Origin of the sequence: Mycobacterium sp. SMC-2, assembly GCF_025263485.1 — a bacterium.
Taxonomy (GTDB): domain Bacteria; phylum Actinomycetota; class Actinomycetes; order Mycobacteriales; family Mycobacteriaceae; genus Mycobacterium.
The window spans coordinates 847,044-861,837 of sequence record NZ_CP079863.1; the positions used below are offsets into that span (position 1 = coordinate 847,044).

Below are 14,794 nucleotides of genomic sequence, written 5' to 3' on the forward strand. Positions count from 1 at the left end.
TCGCGACGGTGATGCCGCCTTCCAACACCGCCCCTTGGCCTGACCGCGCGCCCGCCTGGCTTCGAAAGTGAACAGCGGGTACACGGCGCCGAAACTCCCTGCGAAGTAACTCAATACGGCCGCGGGCGCTTGGCGATCGGTTGGGGATGGGCAAGGATCTCTTGACGTGGCCGATATCGATTTCTCTTTGTTGGACGTTCCGAGGTCGGAACCGGTCGAGGATCCGGAGGCCTATCTGCGCGCGGCGATCGCCTGGCACTTCGGGGAGGACACCGGGTCCGCGTTCTGGTTGCGGACCGCTGCGACGCTGGACTTCAACCCGCTGACCGACGTGAGGACGTTCGCCGATCTGCGGCTGTTTCCCAATCTGGTCAACGAATTGCGGGGTGTACCGGTGGAGGACCTGATTCCGCGCGGCTACGGGCAGCCGCCGCCGGTGCCCCAGATCTTCGAGTCCGGGGGCACGACCGGCGCCCCGAAACGCACTGTGCAGCTGCCGGATTGGGTAGCCCAGGTGGTGCGGTGGCAGACCGAGGACTTCGCCGCCGGGGGTTTCCACCGCGGCCAAGGTTTCCTTTGCCTGATGCCGAGCGGCCCGCACGGGGTGGGCTATTTCTCGCGGCTGGTCTCCGAGCGGCTCGGCGCGACGTTCCACGCGATCGACATCGATCCCCGTTGGGTGAAAAAGCTCGCCGCCCGCGGCGCCGCCGCCGAAGTCGCCGCCTACCTCGACCATGTCGTCGAGCAGGCCGTGTTCGTGCTGCGGACCCAGAATGTGGCGAACCTGCATACCACCCCGCCCCTGCTGGAGGCCATGGCCCGGGACGACCGGGTGGTCGAGCTGCTGAACGACAAGATCCGCTACCTGTTGCTCAGCGGCGCGCACGTGGACGCCGACACCCTCGACCTGCTCCGCGCCATCTTCCCGGCCACGACGATCACGATGGCCTTCGGCAGCACCATGGTGCTCTCCCAAGCCGTTACCCGAACCGGCGGCGGCGACGCGTTCGTGTTCGACCCGCGAACTCCGTACGTCGTGTTCTGGGTGGTCGATCCCGAGACCGGAGAACGGGTCCCGTACGGGGAGACCGGTCAAGTGGTGATGAACCACATCAGCAAGGGCATGTTCATCCCGAACAATTTGGAGCGCGACCTGGCGATCAGGATGCCCGGGCCGGCGGGCGAGCTCTGCGACTCGGTAAGCGAGGTGCGGCCGGTGTCCACCTTCGAGGGCGAGGCCGTCATCGAAGGCGTGTACTGAACATGGCAGCCGAATGGACGCATGTCGCGGCCGATTTGGTTCCGATCGATGCGCTCGGCCCCGGGGGGGAGTACCGGACCCGTCGTCGCGAGGTCATCGCCAGCACCGCCGGCAACCCGGTTGCCGAGTTGAGTCTCGTTCCACCCCTGTATGTTTCGCGCACCCTGGCCGTCCAGCGCAAGACGAGCCCCCTGCCGGTCGAACAGCGCGCGGCGGCGCTGTCGGACGCCGCCGGGATCTTCGCGGACGCGGTGATCGCCGGCCTGGACATCGAGGCGTACGTCCGTCTGGCCAGCCGGATTTCGGGGCTGCCCATCGCGGTCACGCGGGCCGCGGCGCGCGGCGTGGCCGAGGCCGTCGGCGGCGCGTTCGACGCGGTCCGCCCGGCCCGCCCGGTGGGTGCGACGCTCGACTGGCGCGAGGAACGCGCCCGACGTGGCGGCGCGGTCTGGGCGCGGCGCGGGGAAGTGTTCGCCGTGCACGCCGCCGGAAACGGCCCCGGCGTGCACGGCTCGTGGCCGCAGGCGCTGGCGCTGGGTTACCGGGTCGCGGTGCGTCCATCCCGCCGCGAGCCGCTGACCGGGCACCGGCTTGTGCATGCCTTGCGGCAGGCGGGTTTTCGCCGAGCGGACGCCGTCTATCTGCCCACCGATCACGCCGGCGCCGATGAGATCATCCGGTCGGCCGACCTCGCCGTGGTCTACGGCGGTCAGCAGGTCGTCGACAAATACGCCGACGATCCGGCGGTGATCGCCAACGGGCCTGGACGCAGCAAGATCCTGATCACCGCCGACCAGGATTGGACCGACCACATCGACGTGATCGTGCGCTCGGTCGCCAACCTCGGGGGCATGGCCTGTGTCAACACCACCGCCGTCCTCTACGAGGGCGATCCGGCCCCACTCGCCGGCGCGATCGCCCGCCGGCTCGCGGCGATCGAAGCCCTTCCCGCCGACGACGAGCGCGCGACCCTGCCCACCCAGCCCCTCGATCACGCCCGGGCGCTGGCGCAGTACCTGGCGGCGAAGGCCGCCGGGTCGACGCCGATGCTGGGCGCCGATCAGGTGGTCGCCGACCTCGGCGACGGCTACGCCGCGCTGCGCCCGGCCGTGCACCTGCTGGCCGAGCCCGCGGCGGACACGCTCAACGTCGAGCTGCCCTTCCCGTGTGTGTGGGTGGCACCGTGGTCGCCCGGAGCCGGCCTGGAACCGTTGCGGCACTCGCTGGTCGTCACCGCGATCACCGGTGACGAAAAGCTGATCGACGAACTGCTCGCCGAACCGACGATCGGCAACGTCTACGTCGGACAGCGCCCGACCTGGTACTCGGCCCCGGACATCCCGCACGACGGGTTTCTGGCGGACGCCCTGATGCGCACGAAGGGGTTCATTGCGGGCTAGCCCCCCGCGGCGAACTCAGCTTCCGAAGCCACCCCCACCGCTGGCGACCGTCGTGGTTCCACCGCTACCCCCGTCGAGGTGGCTGGAGGCGAACGCCACGCCCTTGTCGATCATGGCGCCGTCGTCGGCGTAGGTGTTGTGCGCGGCGAAGTTCATCCCGTCGGAGCAGACCGGGTCCTCGGTGGCGCACACCTTGATGGTCTTGCTTTGATACGCCGGCCCGATGACCACCGGGGGTTCACCGAGGAAGTTCATGGCGCGCACGTTGGGCGTGCCGAACAGCACGACCGAGGAGACGTGGTCGGCCACCGAGGGGTCCAGGGGCTTGGGCACGGTGTTGGGGTCGACGCCGTCGGGCACGGCGGGCGAGGTGACGAAGCCCATCACGGCCGCGCCCTGGGAGTAGCCGCCGAGCACCATTCTGGTGTTGGGGCACTCGCGGGCCATCGAATTGACGTGGGCGCCCGCATCTCTGATGCCGTCGATGCCGGTGTCCCACTGGTCGCTCGCGGGATAGTTGACGGGATAGACGTCGAATGACCGTGAGCCCACGCGGGAGTGCAGGGAGTCGACGAAGGCCTGTCCGGTGGGGCCGACACCGGGCGGCTCACCGGTGCCACGGGCGAACACCACTTGGACGTCCGGACACTGGGCGGAGGCGGAGGGGATGACAGAACCAGCAAGGACCGACGCGCTGAGGCCGGACGCTGCAACTACCGCGGGACCGAGGATACGGACTATTTGACGTGCGATCATGCCGCAATTGTGCCCAGTCGACCCCGCGGCTAAACAGGGGAAAGCAGGGAAATTACTGCGAATTCACACAACCCCGTTCACCCCGCGGTGCGTGGGCCGAGACCGGTTGCGCGCGCGGATCATCCGGCGCTGCGGCGGTCGCCCGCCTCGGCGCGAAGCGGCCAACGCCGGGGCGGGGCGCGGGTCGTGACCGCGATGTGGTCTGCTAGCTCGTGACGAGTCGAGTGCACGGTGAAGCAACCGCCGATCCTCGACATGCGGCTCGAGTGAATGCAGCGGCAAAGTTGAACGTGATAGTGCAGGCCCTCAACAAGGTCACGGACCTCGTGGCCAATCCGGCGCAGGTTTCGGATCCCGACAGGTTGCGCGCCGCCGTCGCCGGTAAGACCGTGCTAGTCACCGGTGCCTCGTACGGCATCGGCGAGGCGACCGCACGCAGGCTGGCCGCCGCGGGGGCCACCGTGCTTGCGGTCGCCCGCTCCGAGGAACGGCTCGGCGACCTGGCGGCGTCGATCAACGCCGCAGGCGGCCACGCGATCGCCTACCCGACCGACCTCACCGACGAACCCGCCGTCAGCGCGCTGACCAAGGAGATCACCGAGCAGCACGGCGCGCTGGACATCGTGGTCAGCAACGCCGGCAAGTCGTTGCGCCGCTCGCTGCATGACCAGTACGACCGCCCCCACGACTTCCAGCGCACCATCGACATCAACTATCTCGGGCCCATCTGGCTGCTGCTGGGGCTGCTGCCGGCCATGCGGGAACGCCGCCGCGGGCACATCGTGAACGTTTCGAGTGTCGGCGTGCGCGTCGTGCCGGGGCCGCAGTGGGGCGCGTACCAGGCGTCGAAGGGCGCGTTCGACCGGTGGCTGCGCAGCGTGGCCCCGGAACTGCACGCCGACGGTGTGGACGTCACCTCCGTCTACTTCGCGCTGGTCCGCACCCGGATGATCGAACCCACGCCCATCCTGGGCCGGCTCCCCGGCTTGTCGGCCGACCAAGCCGCCGATGCGATCGCCAAAGCGGTCATCGAGCGGCCCCGCAGCAACGAGCCGCCATGGTTGTCGCCGGCCGAGTTGGCCTCGGTGCTGCTGGCCGGGCCGGCCGAACGCGCGGCCCGGCTGTGGTACCGGCGGTTCTTCTCGGATTCCGGCGACCGCAAGGCGCGGCGATGACCACCGAGGGCGTGATCGGCACCGCGGCCCGGGCGCTGCTGCGGTCGCGACTGCTCACTCCGCCGTCGCCGCTCGCAACCCTGCGCCTGATGCGCGAGGCGCGCCGGGGTGGCACCAACCCCTATACCCTGTTGGCGGTCACCGCGACTCGATGGCCCGGGCGGGCCGCGATCGTCGACGATGACGGCGTCTGGGACTATCGCCAGCTGCGGTCGGCGACCGATTCGCTGGCGCGGCGGTTGTCCCGCGACGGTGTCGCGCCCGGTGATGCGGTGGGCGTCATGTGCCGCAACGGAAGAAACTTCATCGCCGGGGTCTTCGCCGCCGCCCTGGTGGGCGCCGACGTGGTCCTGGTCAATACGGACTTCCGCAGCGACGCCCTGGCCTCGGCCATGAGCACCCACCGGATCACCACGATGATCGCCGACGACGAATTCGGCGAGCGCACCCGGGCCGCGGACGAATCGATCATCCTGATCGACCCGGCGACGATCACCGTCGAGGAGGGTGAGCCCCGGCCCGACGTGGCCGCACCGGGCCGGATCGTCCTGCTGACGTCGGGCACCACCGGCACGCCGAAGGGTGTGCCGCGCTCGCCGCAGCTGCGCTCCGCGGTGGGGGTGTGGGTGACCATCCTGGATCGCACCGGCCTGCGCACCGGGTCGCGAATCTCGGTGGCAATGCCCATGTTTCACGGGCTGGGGCTGGGCATGCTGATGCTCGCCGTGGCCCTCGGCGGCACGGTGCTCACCCATCGTCACTTCGACGCCGAAGCCGCGCTCGCGCAGGCGTCGCTGCATCGCGCCGACGCGTTCACGGCGGTGCCGATCGTGCTCGCGCGCATCCTCGCCCTGCCCGAGCGCGTGCGGGCCCGCAACCCCGTGCCGTACCTGCGGGTGGTGATGTCCAGCGGGGACCGGCTCGACCCCACCCTGGGGCAGCGGTTCATGGACGCCTACGGCGACATCCTCTACAACGGTTACGGGTCCACCGAGGTCGGCATCGGCGCGCTGGCCACACCGGCGGACCTGCGCGACGCGCCCGAGACCGTCGGACGACCGGTCGCCGGCTGCCCCGTGCGCATCCTCGACTGGAACGGCACGCCCGTCGGCCCGCGCGTCACCGGGCGCATCTTCGTCGGCGGCGAGCTGGCGAGCGACGGGTACACCGGTGGTGGGGCCAAGGACGTGGTCGACGGCATGACCAGCACCGGCGACATGGGCTACCTCGACAACGCGGGCCGGCTGTACATCGTCGGCCGCGAAGACGACATGATCATCTCGGGCGGCGAGAACGTCTATCCGCGTGCGGTCGAGAACGCGCTCGCCCAGCACCCCGCCGTCGCCGACAACGCGGTCATCGGTGTCCCCGACGAGAAGTTCGGTCATCGACTGGTCGCGTTCGTGGTGATGGAGCCGGGCAGTGACACCGACGTGGCGGCGTTGCGGGACTACCTCAAGGGCAAGGTCTCCCGGTTCGAGCAACCCCGAGACATCACCGTCGTCACCAGCATCCCGCGCAATCCGGCGGGCAAGGTCCTGCGCAAGGAGCTGTCCGGGTAGCGGCGAAAGCCTCAGTTGTGCTTGGGTTCCAGGGCGGCGACCTGCTTGGCCAGCCAGTTGGGCGCCAGCACCGAGACCACGGTGGCGCCCGCGGTAGCGCCGATGACACCGCTCCAGGCGACCGGGCCCAACGGTGTGCACCCGAAGAAGTGGCTGACGCCGGGGGTTTGGACGATGGCGACCAGCACGCCCGCGCTGCCCAGCGCGGTGCCCAGCACGAGCGGGCTGTGGCGGCGCGTCAACAGGGTCTGCGCGAGCTGGGTAGTGACCAGCGCGGTGAGTCCCATTGTGGACGTGCGGCGTTCGGTGCCCGGCGTCCATCGACCGATGGCCCACGCCGCCGTCGCACCCGCGGCCGTGACGACGCCCCGGGTGACGATTTGCCGCATCAGCGGCGCGTCGAGGGAGGGCGAGGGTCCGGACAGCGTCGCCAGCTGGAAGGCCCGATGCAGTTCCTCGGCGTCGCGGTCGACCCCTTCCTCGGCGTCTTCCGGCTCCGGGTATTGCGGCGTGACCGCGACGGCGAGCGCCGGGAACATGTCCGTGAGTAGGTTCACCAGCAGCAGCTGGCGGGTGCCCACCGGCGCGCGGCCGGTGCCCAGGGCGGTCCCGATAAGGGTGAACAGCACCTCGCCGACGTTGCCGCCGACCAGGATGCTCACCGCGTCCCGGACGCCGCCCCACATGCCGCGGCCCTCGACGAGCGCGTCGAGCAGCACGCCGAGGTCGTCGTCGGTCAGCACGATGTCGGCCGCCCCGCGCGCCGCGGACGAGCCGCGGCCGCTCACGCCGATGCCCACGCCGGCCATCCGAATGGCGGCCGCGTCGTTCGCGCCGTCTCCGACCATCGCGACCGCTTGCCCGCTGGCCTGCAGTGCGGCAACGATCTGCACCTTCTGCTCCGGGCTGACCCGGGCGAAGACCTGGACGCCTGCGGCGACCTTGGCGCGGTCCTCCTCGCCCAACGCAGCGAGCTCCGCGCCGGTAATCTCGCGCGCGTCCGCCGGTAACCCCAGTTGTCGGGCGATCGCCCGCGCGGTCACCGGGTGATCGCCGGTGATCAGCACCACCCGCCGGCCGGCTTCCACCAGGGCCTCGATCAGTGGTCGCGCCGACGGGCGGGCGGTGTCGGCCAGGCCGACGTAGCCGATCAACTCGAGATCATGGGCGGCGGCGTCGACGGCGTCGACGTCGGTGTCCTCCTCGCCGGTCGGTTGCTCCCAACGGCGCTGCGCCACCGCCAGCACCCGCAGGCCCTGCTCGGCCAGGCGCAACACCAACGACTCCGCACGCTCCCGCTCGAAGTCCGAATCGGCGAAGCGGCAGCGCGGCAGGACCTCTTCCGGCGCGCCTTTGACCATGAGCATCGGCCCGCCGTCTCCACCGGTCACGCCGATCGCGGCCGAATACCCGCGGCTGGACTCGAACGGGACTTCCGCGAGCACGGACCAACCCGAGGCCCATTCGCCGTCAACAGCATTCGCCGCGTTCAGGATCGCCTCATCGGTGGCGTGCGCATGGCCGCCCCCATTGTGCGGCTGGGTGCTGCTGCGCGCGGCGGCCCGCAGCACCACGGCGGACGCCGGGTCGGTCACGTCGGGGAAGGCGGCGCCCAAGTCGGTCCCGTGCGGCACACCGTGGACGACGCGCAGGCGGTTTTCGGTGAGCGTGCCGGTCTTGTCGAAACACACCGTTTCCACCCGGCCCAGCGCTTCGACCGCGCGCGGCGCACGCACCAGCGCCCCGCGTCGCGACAGCCGCTGGGCCGCGGCCAACTGCGCCAGGGTGGCCACCAACGGCAGGCCCTCGGGGACGGCGGCCACGGCGATGGCCACCCCGTCGGCGACGGCCTGACGCAACGATCCTTGATGCAGCAGGGCCAAACCGGTCACCGCCGCGCCGCCGGCCAGCGTCAGCGGCAGCACCTTGCTGGTCAACTCGCGCAACCGGGCCTGCACCCCGGCGGCCGACTCGACGTCGGCGATCGCCGAAATCGCGCGCTGCGCGGCGGTGCCCGCACCGGTCGCCACGACGATCGCCCGGGCGTGACCGGCCACAATGGTGCTGCCCTCGAACAGCATGCTGGCGCGATCGGAGTCGGCGACGGCCACGGGGTCGACCTGCTTGTCCACCGGCAGCGACTCGCCGGTGAGGAAGGACTCGTCGACTTCGAGGTCCTCGGCCACCAGCAGGCGCGCATCCGCCGGGACCACCTCCGGGGCGGCCAGGTCGATGATGTCGCCGGGGCGCAGCGATTTCGCGCTCACCGAGACCGTCCGCTCCGTGGTACGGGCGGCCTCGAGCCGGCGGTGCGCGGTGGCCACCGCCGGGAGAACCACGCGGCGCGCGAACTGGTCCTGCTCGGCGAACAACTCGGCGACCGCGGCCTCGGCCCGCAACCGTTGCACCCCGCCGGCGACGGCGTTGGCGGTCATCACGCCCGCCACCAGCAGCGCGTCGACGCTGCTGCCCACAATCGCCGAGGCCGCGGCCCCGACGGCCAGGATGGGCGTCAGCGGGTCGGCGAGCTCGGCCCGCGTCGCGGTCAACAGCCGCCCCACGCGGCTCGCGGGGCCGCGCAACGGCGCGAGCACCGGGTTGTAGGACAGGTCGTCCAGGAGCTGTCGCCAGGGCGCAACACCGGGCTCGACGGCCAACGGCCGGGTGCGGCTGGCCAACCGGGAGTAGACGATCTCGGGATCCAGGGCATGCCAGGCGGTCAGCGGCTGGGGTGTCGGGTCGGGCAGCCGAAGCACCCGGGAGGCCGCGAAGCTGCCCTGCATCAGCGCGGCCGCCGCGGCGGCGTTGACCGGGTTCAGCCAGCGCTGCACAGCGAACGGGCTAAGAGTGCGCGGGTCACCGGTGACCAGCAACAGTCCCGCCAGGGTGCTGCCGCCCTTCGCCAGGCGCACCGCCGACTCCGTCGCCGCCCGCGCCACCGGCAGCGCCGACAGGATGCGCACCGCGGCGGCCAGATCCGTGCCGGTGATGATGTCCGCCGTCCACGGTGTCGCCGCCTGCGGGTCGTCCAGCGCCACGCCGACGTCGGCGATCGCCAACGCGGCCAACGTGTCGGTCGACGCGAAGTCGCGGTGCAGCGCGGTGATGAGCAGCACCGGGCCGCGATCCTTGCGCAGGTCACGCACCAACTGCAACAGCGGCGTGCCCGGCGGGTGGCTGACGGCGACGCTGGCGGCCAGGTCCTCGGTGCCGGCAACGTGCCGCAACACCACCCGGGCGCCGGTGCGGTGCGCGATCTGCAGCAGCGGGATGGCGAACGGATCGACCTCCCAGCCGATGTCGACGCTGCCCACGCGCTCGCCGTCGACCACGAGATCGGCATGTTCGAGACCCTGCGCCGGCGTCGCCGACGAGCCTTGCGCCCGCACCCACCGCAGGCGGGCGCCGGTGGCCGGCAACTCGTCGGGGTCCGGTTCGGGCGCTTCCTCGCCGTGCAGCAACGCGTCGGCGACCTCGTAGACCCGGTCCTCGTCCCATCCGGAGATGTCGCCCCGCGCCTGCAGCACGGCGCGGTTGTCACCTCGCAGCGCGGCGCCGTCGATCACGACCACCTTGACCCTGTCCAGCCGGCGCAAGGCGCCCGGGTCGAGAAACAGTTGCCCGGCGTTGGCCAGGCCCCGGCCCAGTACGGCGGCGAATGTCTGCCGGCCCACGTGGGCCGCCCTGGGCACGCCCGCCAGCAGCGCGCCGGCCGCGTCGTCGGCGCCGCCGCCGGCCAGCAGGGCGCCCGCCGCGGCAACCAGCGAGGCGTTGGCGGCCTGGTCGGTGTACTCCTCGACCGGCCCGGCCATCGACCCCTTCGCCGTGTCGATGGCGGCGTCGATGGCGCCACCCACCACGACGTGGGACGCCTCTCCCGCGGCTGCGGCGGCCCAATTATGTCGGGGCGCTTGGGATTTGGGGCCCGCCGACGAAATGACCGGAACCACCGGTGCCTGCGGCCGTCTGGGGGAGGCCAGCTCCGGTTCGCGTTCCCGCCATCTCTGACGGTGCGCCGCGGCCTCGGATATTTGCAGGCTTCGCTGGGCCAGATCCAGCAGCGGTGTGCCGACCGCCTGCGTCAGCCCGTTGGCAAGAGCGGTCGACGCGCTGAGGGCGATGTCGGTGCCGACGCGACCGAGCCGTGACTCGAGCACGGCGACCACCCGCGGTTGATGATTCAGCAGAGCGGCCGCGGCGCGGGCGCTTCGCGGTGCGACGGGGAGCCGGCCAAACCAGCCGGTCACCGCGGCACCGATGGCCGCCACGTCCATGGCCGCGGCGCTGAACGGGACCAGGATCGCCAACGGGTTTCCCGGGTCGGCGAACGGCGCGGTGCGCGGCGCGTCCTTGGAGGCGACCAGGGTGAGGTCAGCCGCCACGCTGCAGACCGTCTCCCGGACCCGGTCCAGGACCGCGTCGCCGTCGGCTTCGTTCTCGAATTGGACCACCAACCGGCCCAGAGCGCCTTCGACGTGGGCCGCGGCCACCCCGGGAATCCTGCGGACCGGCTCCTCCACCACAGGGGCGTGCTCGTGCCAGCCCGGGAACGGCAGCAGCGGATCCAGGTCCAGATGGACCCGCCGCCCGCTCTGCCACCGAACCGGTGGCGTGACGCTGGGCCCGGAACCGTTGGCGGAACTTGTCAATCCGATTGCCCGGCCGGTCGTCTGCGCCATCGACTGCACGACCGGGACGGCCAATTCGGCGACCGGGCTGGCCAATGTCTGCAGAGCCTCCGCGGCCCCGGCCGCGGAGGACACGCCGGCTCGCACTACCTGCGCGGCTCCGTCGGTCATGCCGGCGACGACGCTGGCAACGCCCGGAATCCTCACTCGGTCACCCTTCGATTACCTCTACCGCGCCTAATGATCCTGGGGGGCAGGGGACCTGTCCACATCTTGAAAGCTGGGCCGTGCGACGACACCGATGACTCGGTGGGTCGGGCCTTCCTCCGGTGACCGGCGGTGCAGTCGCTTCCCCTGCGGACAGGTTACCGGCTCGACGGAAAACCAAACCTGCTGAACAGGCCGGGGTCGAGGAAGACGGTAATGGCGGCGATCCCGACGCCGCCCGCGCTGAGGACGTGGATCGAATGAGCCCGCATCACCCCGTCGGCGTCGCGACGTACGAATGGTGGGAATGGCACGACACTTACGGCGGGGGCGTGCCGTCGCGGTGGTTCGGCGAGCCCGATCCGGGCGATCCCAACGACCCGCGTCCGGCGCGCGGCGAGTGAATCCAGCCGACCGGAATTGGCGTTTCGGCCCGAATAACACGAATGCGCGGTAGCCGTCCAACGGCTACCCGCGCAATATTCGGCTGAGTAATCGGGCTATAAAATTCGGTGGTTCGCCCGATTGACGTGGTACCCGGCCGGGAACGACTTCTCGATGACCTGCAGCTGATGGTCCACCCTGGACTCGAGCTCGAGCACCACGCAGCCGTCCCCCACGGACTTCGATTCGAGAACTATGTATCGCTGGCCGCAATCCATGATCGGATCACCTGAGTGCAACGTTTCGACGGGCACCAATTCCGGGCTTCCGTTTGATTCCACCCACCACACGCTAGGTCAATTTTGCGAGTGAGGGAATAGTTTCGCGGCCGCCCCGAGGGTTCACTGCCCGGCCGGCTGCTTGAAGAACACGCTGACGTGAGAGATCCGCCCGTCGTCGCCGCACTCGAACAGGATGCATTCCGGCCACCGCTTGGTGACGCCGTCGATCTCGAACGCCTCGGCCAACTCGACATAGGACAGCCGGGCGTTCACGCGCGAAACCCGCTGCACGTCCAGCCGATGACCGTCCAGGTTGGTCAGCACCTTGCGCAGGTAGGCGACGTAGTGCTGCTTGCCCTCAACGACATCGCAGAACGGACCCTCGCGGATCAACCCGTCGTCGGCGATCGTTGCGGCGAGCCCGTCCCAGTCGTGCGCGGCCAGGCACTCCAGGTAGCGCTCGACCACTCCTACCTCCACGCAGAACACAGTAGGCGAACGGGATTGGCCAGGAAACAGGTTCGCTAAAGCGCTGCGCCGGTCCCGGTGCAGCGGGCAAGAATAGGGCGATGAGCGCACCCAGCGCACCGGATTCGCCGCCCGCGGCTCCGACTTGCTATCGGCATCCGGGCCGCCCGACGTATGTCCGCTGCAACCGCTGCGAGCGCTACATCTGCGGGGACTGCATGCGCAGCGCCGCGGTCGGTCAGCAATGCGTGGAGTGCGTCCGGGCGGGCGCGCGGACCGTCCGGCAGCCCCGGACCCGCTTCGGCGGGCGGCAGCGGTCGGCCACGCCGGTGCTGACCTACGCCCTGATCGCGATCAACGTGCTGGCCTTCGTGCTGGCGTCGGGGAGTCTGGGGAAGCAGCTCGCGCTGTGGCCGCCGGCGGTCGCCGACGGCCAGGTCTACCGCTTGGTGACGTCGGCGTTCCTGCACTACGGGGTGGCGCATCTGCTGTTCAACATGTGGGCGCTGTACGTGGTGGGTCCGCCGCTCGAAATATGGCTCGGCCGAATGCGATTCGGTGCGCTGTACGCGCTCAGCGGATTGGGCGGTTCGGTGCTGGTCTACCTGCTCTCGCCGCTCGACACGGCGACGGCCGGGGCCTCGGGTGCGATCTTCGGCCTGTTCGGTGCGACCTTCGTGGTGGGCAAGCGGCTTGCCATCGACGTCCGCTGGGTCGTGGTGGTCATCGGGATCAACCTGATCTTCACCTTCGGAGTCCCGGTGATCAGTTCGCAGCGCATCAGCTGGCAGGCGCACGTGGGCGGCCTGGTCACTGGTGGGCTGGTCGCCGTGGCCTACGTTTACCCGCCCAGGCAGGGGCGCAACGTGATTCAGGCCGCGGTGACGATCATCGTGCTGGCGGTGTTCGCCGTGCTGATCTGGTGGCGCACGGCCCAGATTTTCGCGGAGTTCTCCGCATGAGCTGGTGGGTCGGCCACGCCGAACACACGCTGACCGAGGACGTGCCGGCGCCCCCGGACGAGGTTCGCAAGTTCTACGTGGACCTGGACAACATCAAGCTCGTGCACCCGCTGATCGTGTCCGTGGAAACGTTGTCGCGCAGCGAAACCCCGGACGGTTACCTGCACAGTTATCGGGTGCGGGACCGGATCCCGTTGGGGCCGTTCACGATGCAGATCACCTACCGGGCGCTGCTGCGGGTGCCCACCGCGGGCGACGTGCTGACCGAGGCCGACCAGTCCCCCGGGGTGCACCTGCGCGGAGCGGTGAGCTTCGAGCCGATCGCGGCGGGCACGCGGGTCACCGAGCGAATCCGGATAGCGGCGCCCCGGCTGCTGGCTCCGATGACGACGCGCGAAGCCGTCAAGGCGCACGTCGAGATGCTGGCCGGCATTCGGAGGCACTTCGAACGTGCTCACCCGGGGGCGCGATGATGGAGCGTTGCCCGCGCCCGCTGCGGCGCCACGAATGTAACCAGACCTCAAGGAGGCTGCAATGAAGTGTCGCGCCGCTGTGCTGGGCGGGGTCGGCCAGGACTGGGAGATCCACGAGGTTGATCTCGATCCGCCCCGGGCCGGTGAGGTCGTGGTGCGGATGGCCGTTGCCGGCATCTGCCACTCCGACGACCACCTTGTTACCGGCGACGTGCTGCCCACCCCCGAGGTGCGGGCCTCAACCGGTATCCCTGAGCCGGACTGGTTCCCGATGCTTGGTGGTCACGAGGGCGCCGGTGTCATCGAGCAAATCGGGCCGGGAGTGACGACGGTGCAACCGGGGGACCACGTGGCGATGTCGTTCATTCCCGCGTGCGGTAGTTGCCGGTTTTGTGTGAGCGGTCAGAGCTACATCTGCGATGCCGGCGCAAGTTTGTTCTCCAGGGAGATGCCGACCGACGGAACATGCCGGCGGCATCTCGGCGACGACAACCTCATGGCCTACGGGCAACTCGGCACATTCGCCGAATATGCGGTGCTGACCGAACGGTCCGTCATCAAGATCGACGACGCAATCCCGTTCCATGCGGCCTCGCTGGTGTCATGCGGCGTCAGCACCGGCTGGGGCTCCGCGACGATATCGGCGGGCACGGAGCCCGGTGACACCGTTGTGGTCATCGGTGCCGGCGGCGTCGGGATGAATGCGCTGCAAGGGGCCCGCGCCGCTGGCGCAACCTTTGTCGTCGCGGTGGATCCCGTTGAATCCAAGCGGGATTCGGCCAAGATCTTCGGTGCCACGCACACCGCCGTCTCCGCCGAGGAGGCGATACCGTTGGTAACCGACATCACCGCCGGCGTCATGGCCGACCGCGTGGTCGTGACCGCCGGCGTTGTCCACGTGGAGTTGATCCCGTTGGCGATGAGGCTGCTTCGCAAGGGCGGGACATGCGTGGTCACTGGCATCACGCCCTATACCGAGCCCGTGGTTCCGCTGATCCTGCAGGAGATGGTGCTGTCGGCCAAACAACTGAAGGGAGCGCTTTACGGCGGGATGAATCCGCGCACCAGCGTGCCGCTGCTGTTGTCGATGTATCGGGCAGGAGCATTGAAACTCGACGAGCTGGTCACCCGCCATTACCGGCTCGAGCAGATCAACGAGGCGTTCGTGGACCTGCGTGAGGGCCGCAACATTCGCGGAGTTATCGATTTCGCCGGCGGGTGACCGGGTGAGTCCGGT

11 protein-coding genes and 1 pseudogene are annotated in these 14,794 nt (G+C 70.0%); 8 read left to right on the top strand and 4 right to left on the bottom strand.

Features of this window, described 5'->3' with window-relative positions; all coding sequences use genetic code 11:
- Positions 1 to 166: 166 nt before the first annotated feature.
- Both KXD96_RS04045 and KXD96_RS04050 read left to right on the top strand, forming a co-directional pair.
- A complete protein-coding gene (locus KXD96_RS04045; RefSeq protein WP_260743075.1) occupies positions 167 to 1,261 on the top strand; it encodes a long-chain fatty acid--CoA ligase in 1,095 nt (364 codons plus the stop codon).
- A gap of 35 nt (positions 1,262 to 1,296) precedes the next feature.
- On the top strand, positions 1,297 to 2,661 hold the full coding sequence (locus tag KXD96_RS04050) for an aldehyde dehydrogenase family protein (RefSeq protein ID WP_260745198.1): 1,365 nt from the start codon (positions 1,297 to 1,299) through the stop codon (positions 2,659 to 2,661).
- A gap of 15 nt (positions 2,662 to 2,676) precedes the next feature.
- On the opposite strand, the gene KXD96_RS04055 is transcribed toward KXD96_RS04050, so the two are convergent.
- The gene (locus KXD96_RS04055; protein WP_260743076.1) at positions 2,677 to 3,417 is read right to left on the bottom strand and encodes a cutinase family protein; all 741 of its coding nucleotides are present in this window, start codon (positions 3,415 to 3,417) and stop codon (positions 2,677 to 2,679) included.
- A gap of 284 nt (positions 3,418 to 3,701) precedes the next feature.
- Between KXD96_RS04055 and KXD96_RS04060 the strand changes: the two genes are divergently transcribed.
- Positions 3,702 to 4,592, top strand: a complete 891-nt coding sequence (locus KXD96_RS04060) for an SDR family NAD(P)-dependent oxidoreductase (RefSeq protein ID WP_260743077.1) — start codon at positions 3,702 to 3,704, stop codon at positions 4,590 to 4,592.
- Positions 4,589 to 6,154 carry an AMP-binding protein gene (locus KXD96_RS04065; RefSeq protein ID WP_260743078.1) on the top strand — a complete coding sequence of 522 codons (1,566 nt, stop codon included), beginning with the start codon at positions 4,589 to 4,591 and terminating at the stop codon, positions 6,152 to 6,154. The genes KXD96_RS04060 and KXD96_RS04065 overlap by 4 nt, the downstream gene beginning before the upstream one ends.
- A gap of 11 nt (positions 6,155 to 6,165) precedes the next feature.
- Here the strand turns inward: KXD96_RS04065 and KXD96_RS04070 are convergent, their stop codons facing one another.
- Positions 6,166 to 10,989, bottom strand: a complete 4,824-nt coding sequence (locus tag KXD96_RS04070; RefSeq protein WP_260743080.1) for a cation-translocating P-type ATPase — start codon at positions 10,987 to 10,989, stop codon at positions 6,166 to 6,168.
- Between the two features lie 290 nt (positions 10,990 to 11,279).
- Between KXD96_RS04070 and KXD96_RS04075 the strand changes: the two are divergent.
- Positions 11,280 to 11,393, top strand: a pseudogene (locus KXD96_RS04075) (DUF899 domain-containing protein); the annotation flags it as partial.
- A 96-nt stretch (positions 11,394 to 11,489) separates the two neighbouring features.
- On the opposite strand, the gene KXD96_RS04080 reads toward KXD96_RS04075, so the two are convergent.
- Positions 11,490 to 11,714 (bottom strand): hypothetical protein, encoded by a 225-nt coding sequence (locus tag KXD96_RS04080; RefSeq protein ID WP_260743081.1) that lies wholly within the window; start codon positions 11,712 to 11,714, stop codon positions 11,490 to 11,492.
- Positions 11,715 to 11,774: 60 nt separating this feature from the next.
- Positions 11,775 to 12,134 (bottom strand): nuclear transport factor 2 family protein, encoded by a 360-nt coding sequence (locus KXD96_RS04085; protein ID WP_260743083.1) that lies wholly within the window; start codon positions 12,132 to 12,134, stop codon positions 11,775 to 11,777.
- A gap of 89 nt (positions 12,135 to 12,223) precedes the next feature.
- On the opposite strand from KXD96_RS04085, the gene KXD96_RS04090 reads away from it, so the two are divergent.
- The 3 genes from KXD96_RS04090 to KXD96_RS04100 all read left to right on the top strand — a co-directional run bounded on the left by KXD96_RS04090 (position 12,224) and on the right by KXD96_RS04100 (position 14,779).
- A complete protein-coding gene (locus tag KXD96_RS04090; RefSeq protein WP_260743084.1) occupies positions 12,224 to 13,084 on the top strand; it encodes a rhomboid family intramembrane serine protease in 861 nt (286 codons plus the stop codon).
- On the top strand, positions 13,081 to 13,557 hold the full coding sequence (locus KXD96_RS04095; protein WP_260743086.1) for an SRPBCC family protein: 477 nt from the start codon (positions 13,081 to 13,083) through the stop codon (positions 13,555 to 13,557). The genes KXD96_RS04090 and KXD96_RS04095 overlap by 4 nt, the downstream gene beginning before the upstream one ends.
- A 79-nt stretch (positions 13,558 to 13,636) precedes the next feature.
- Positions 13,637 to 14,779, top strand: coding sequence for an NDMA-dependent alcohol dehydrogenase (locus tag KXD96_RS04100; protein WP_260745199.1), 1,143 nt, complete (start codon positions 13,637 to 13,639; stop codon positions 14,777 to 14,779).
- The last annotated feature ends 15 nt before the right edge of the window (positions 14,780 to 14,794 follow it).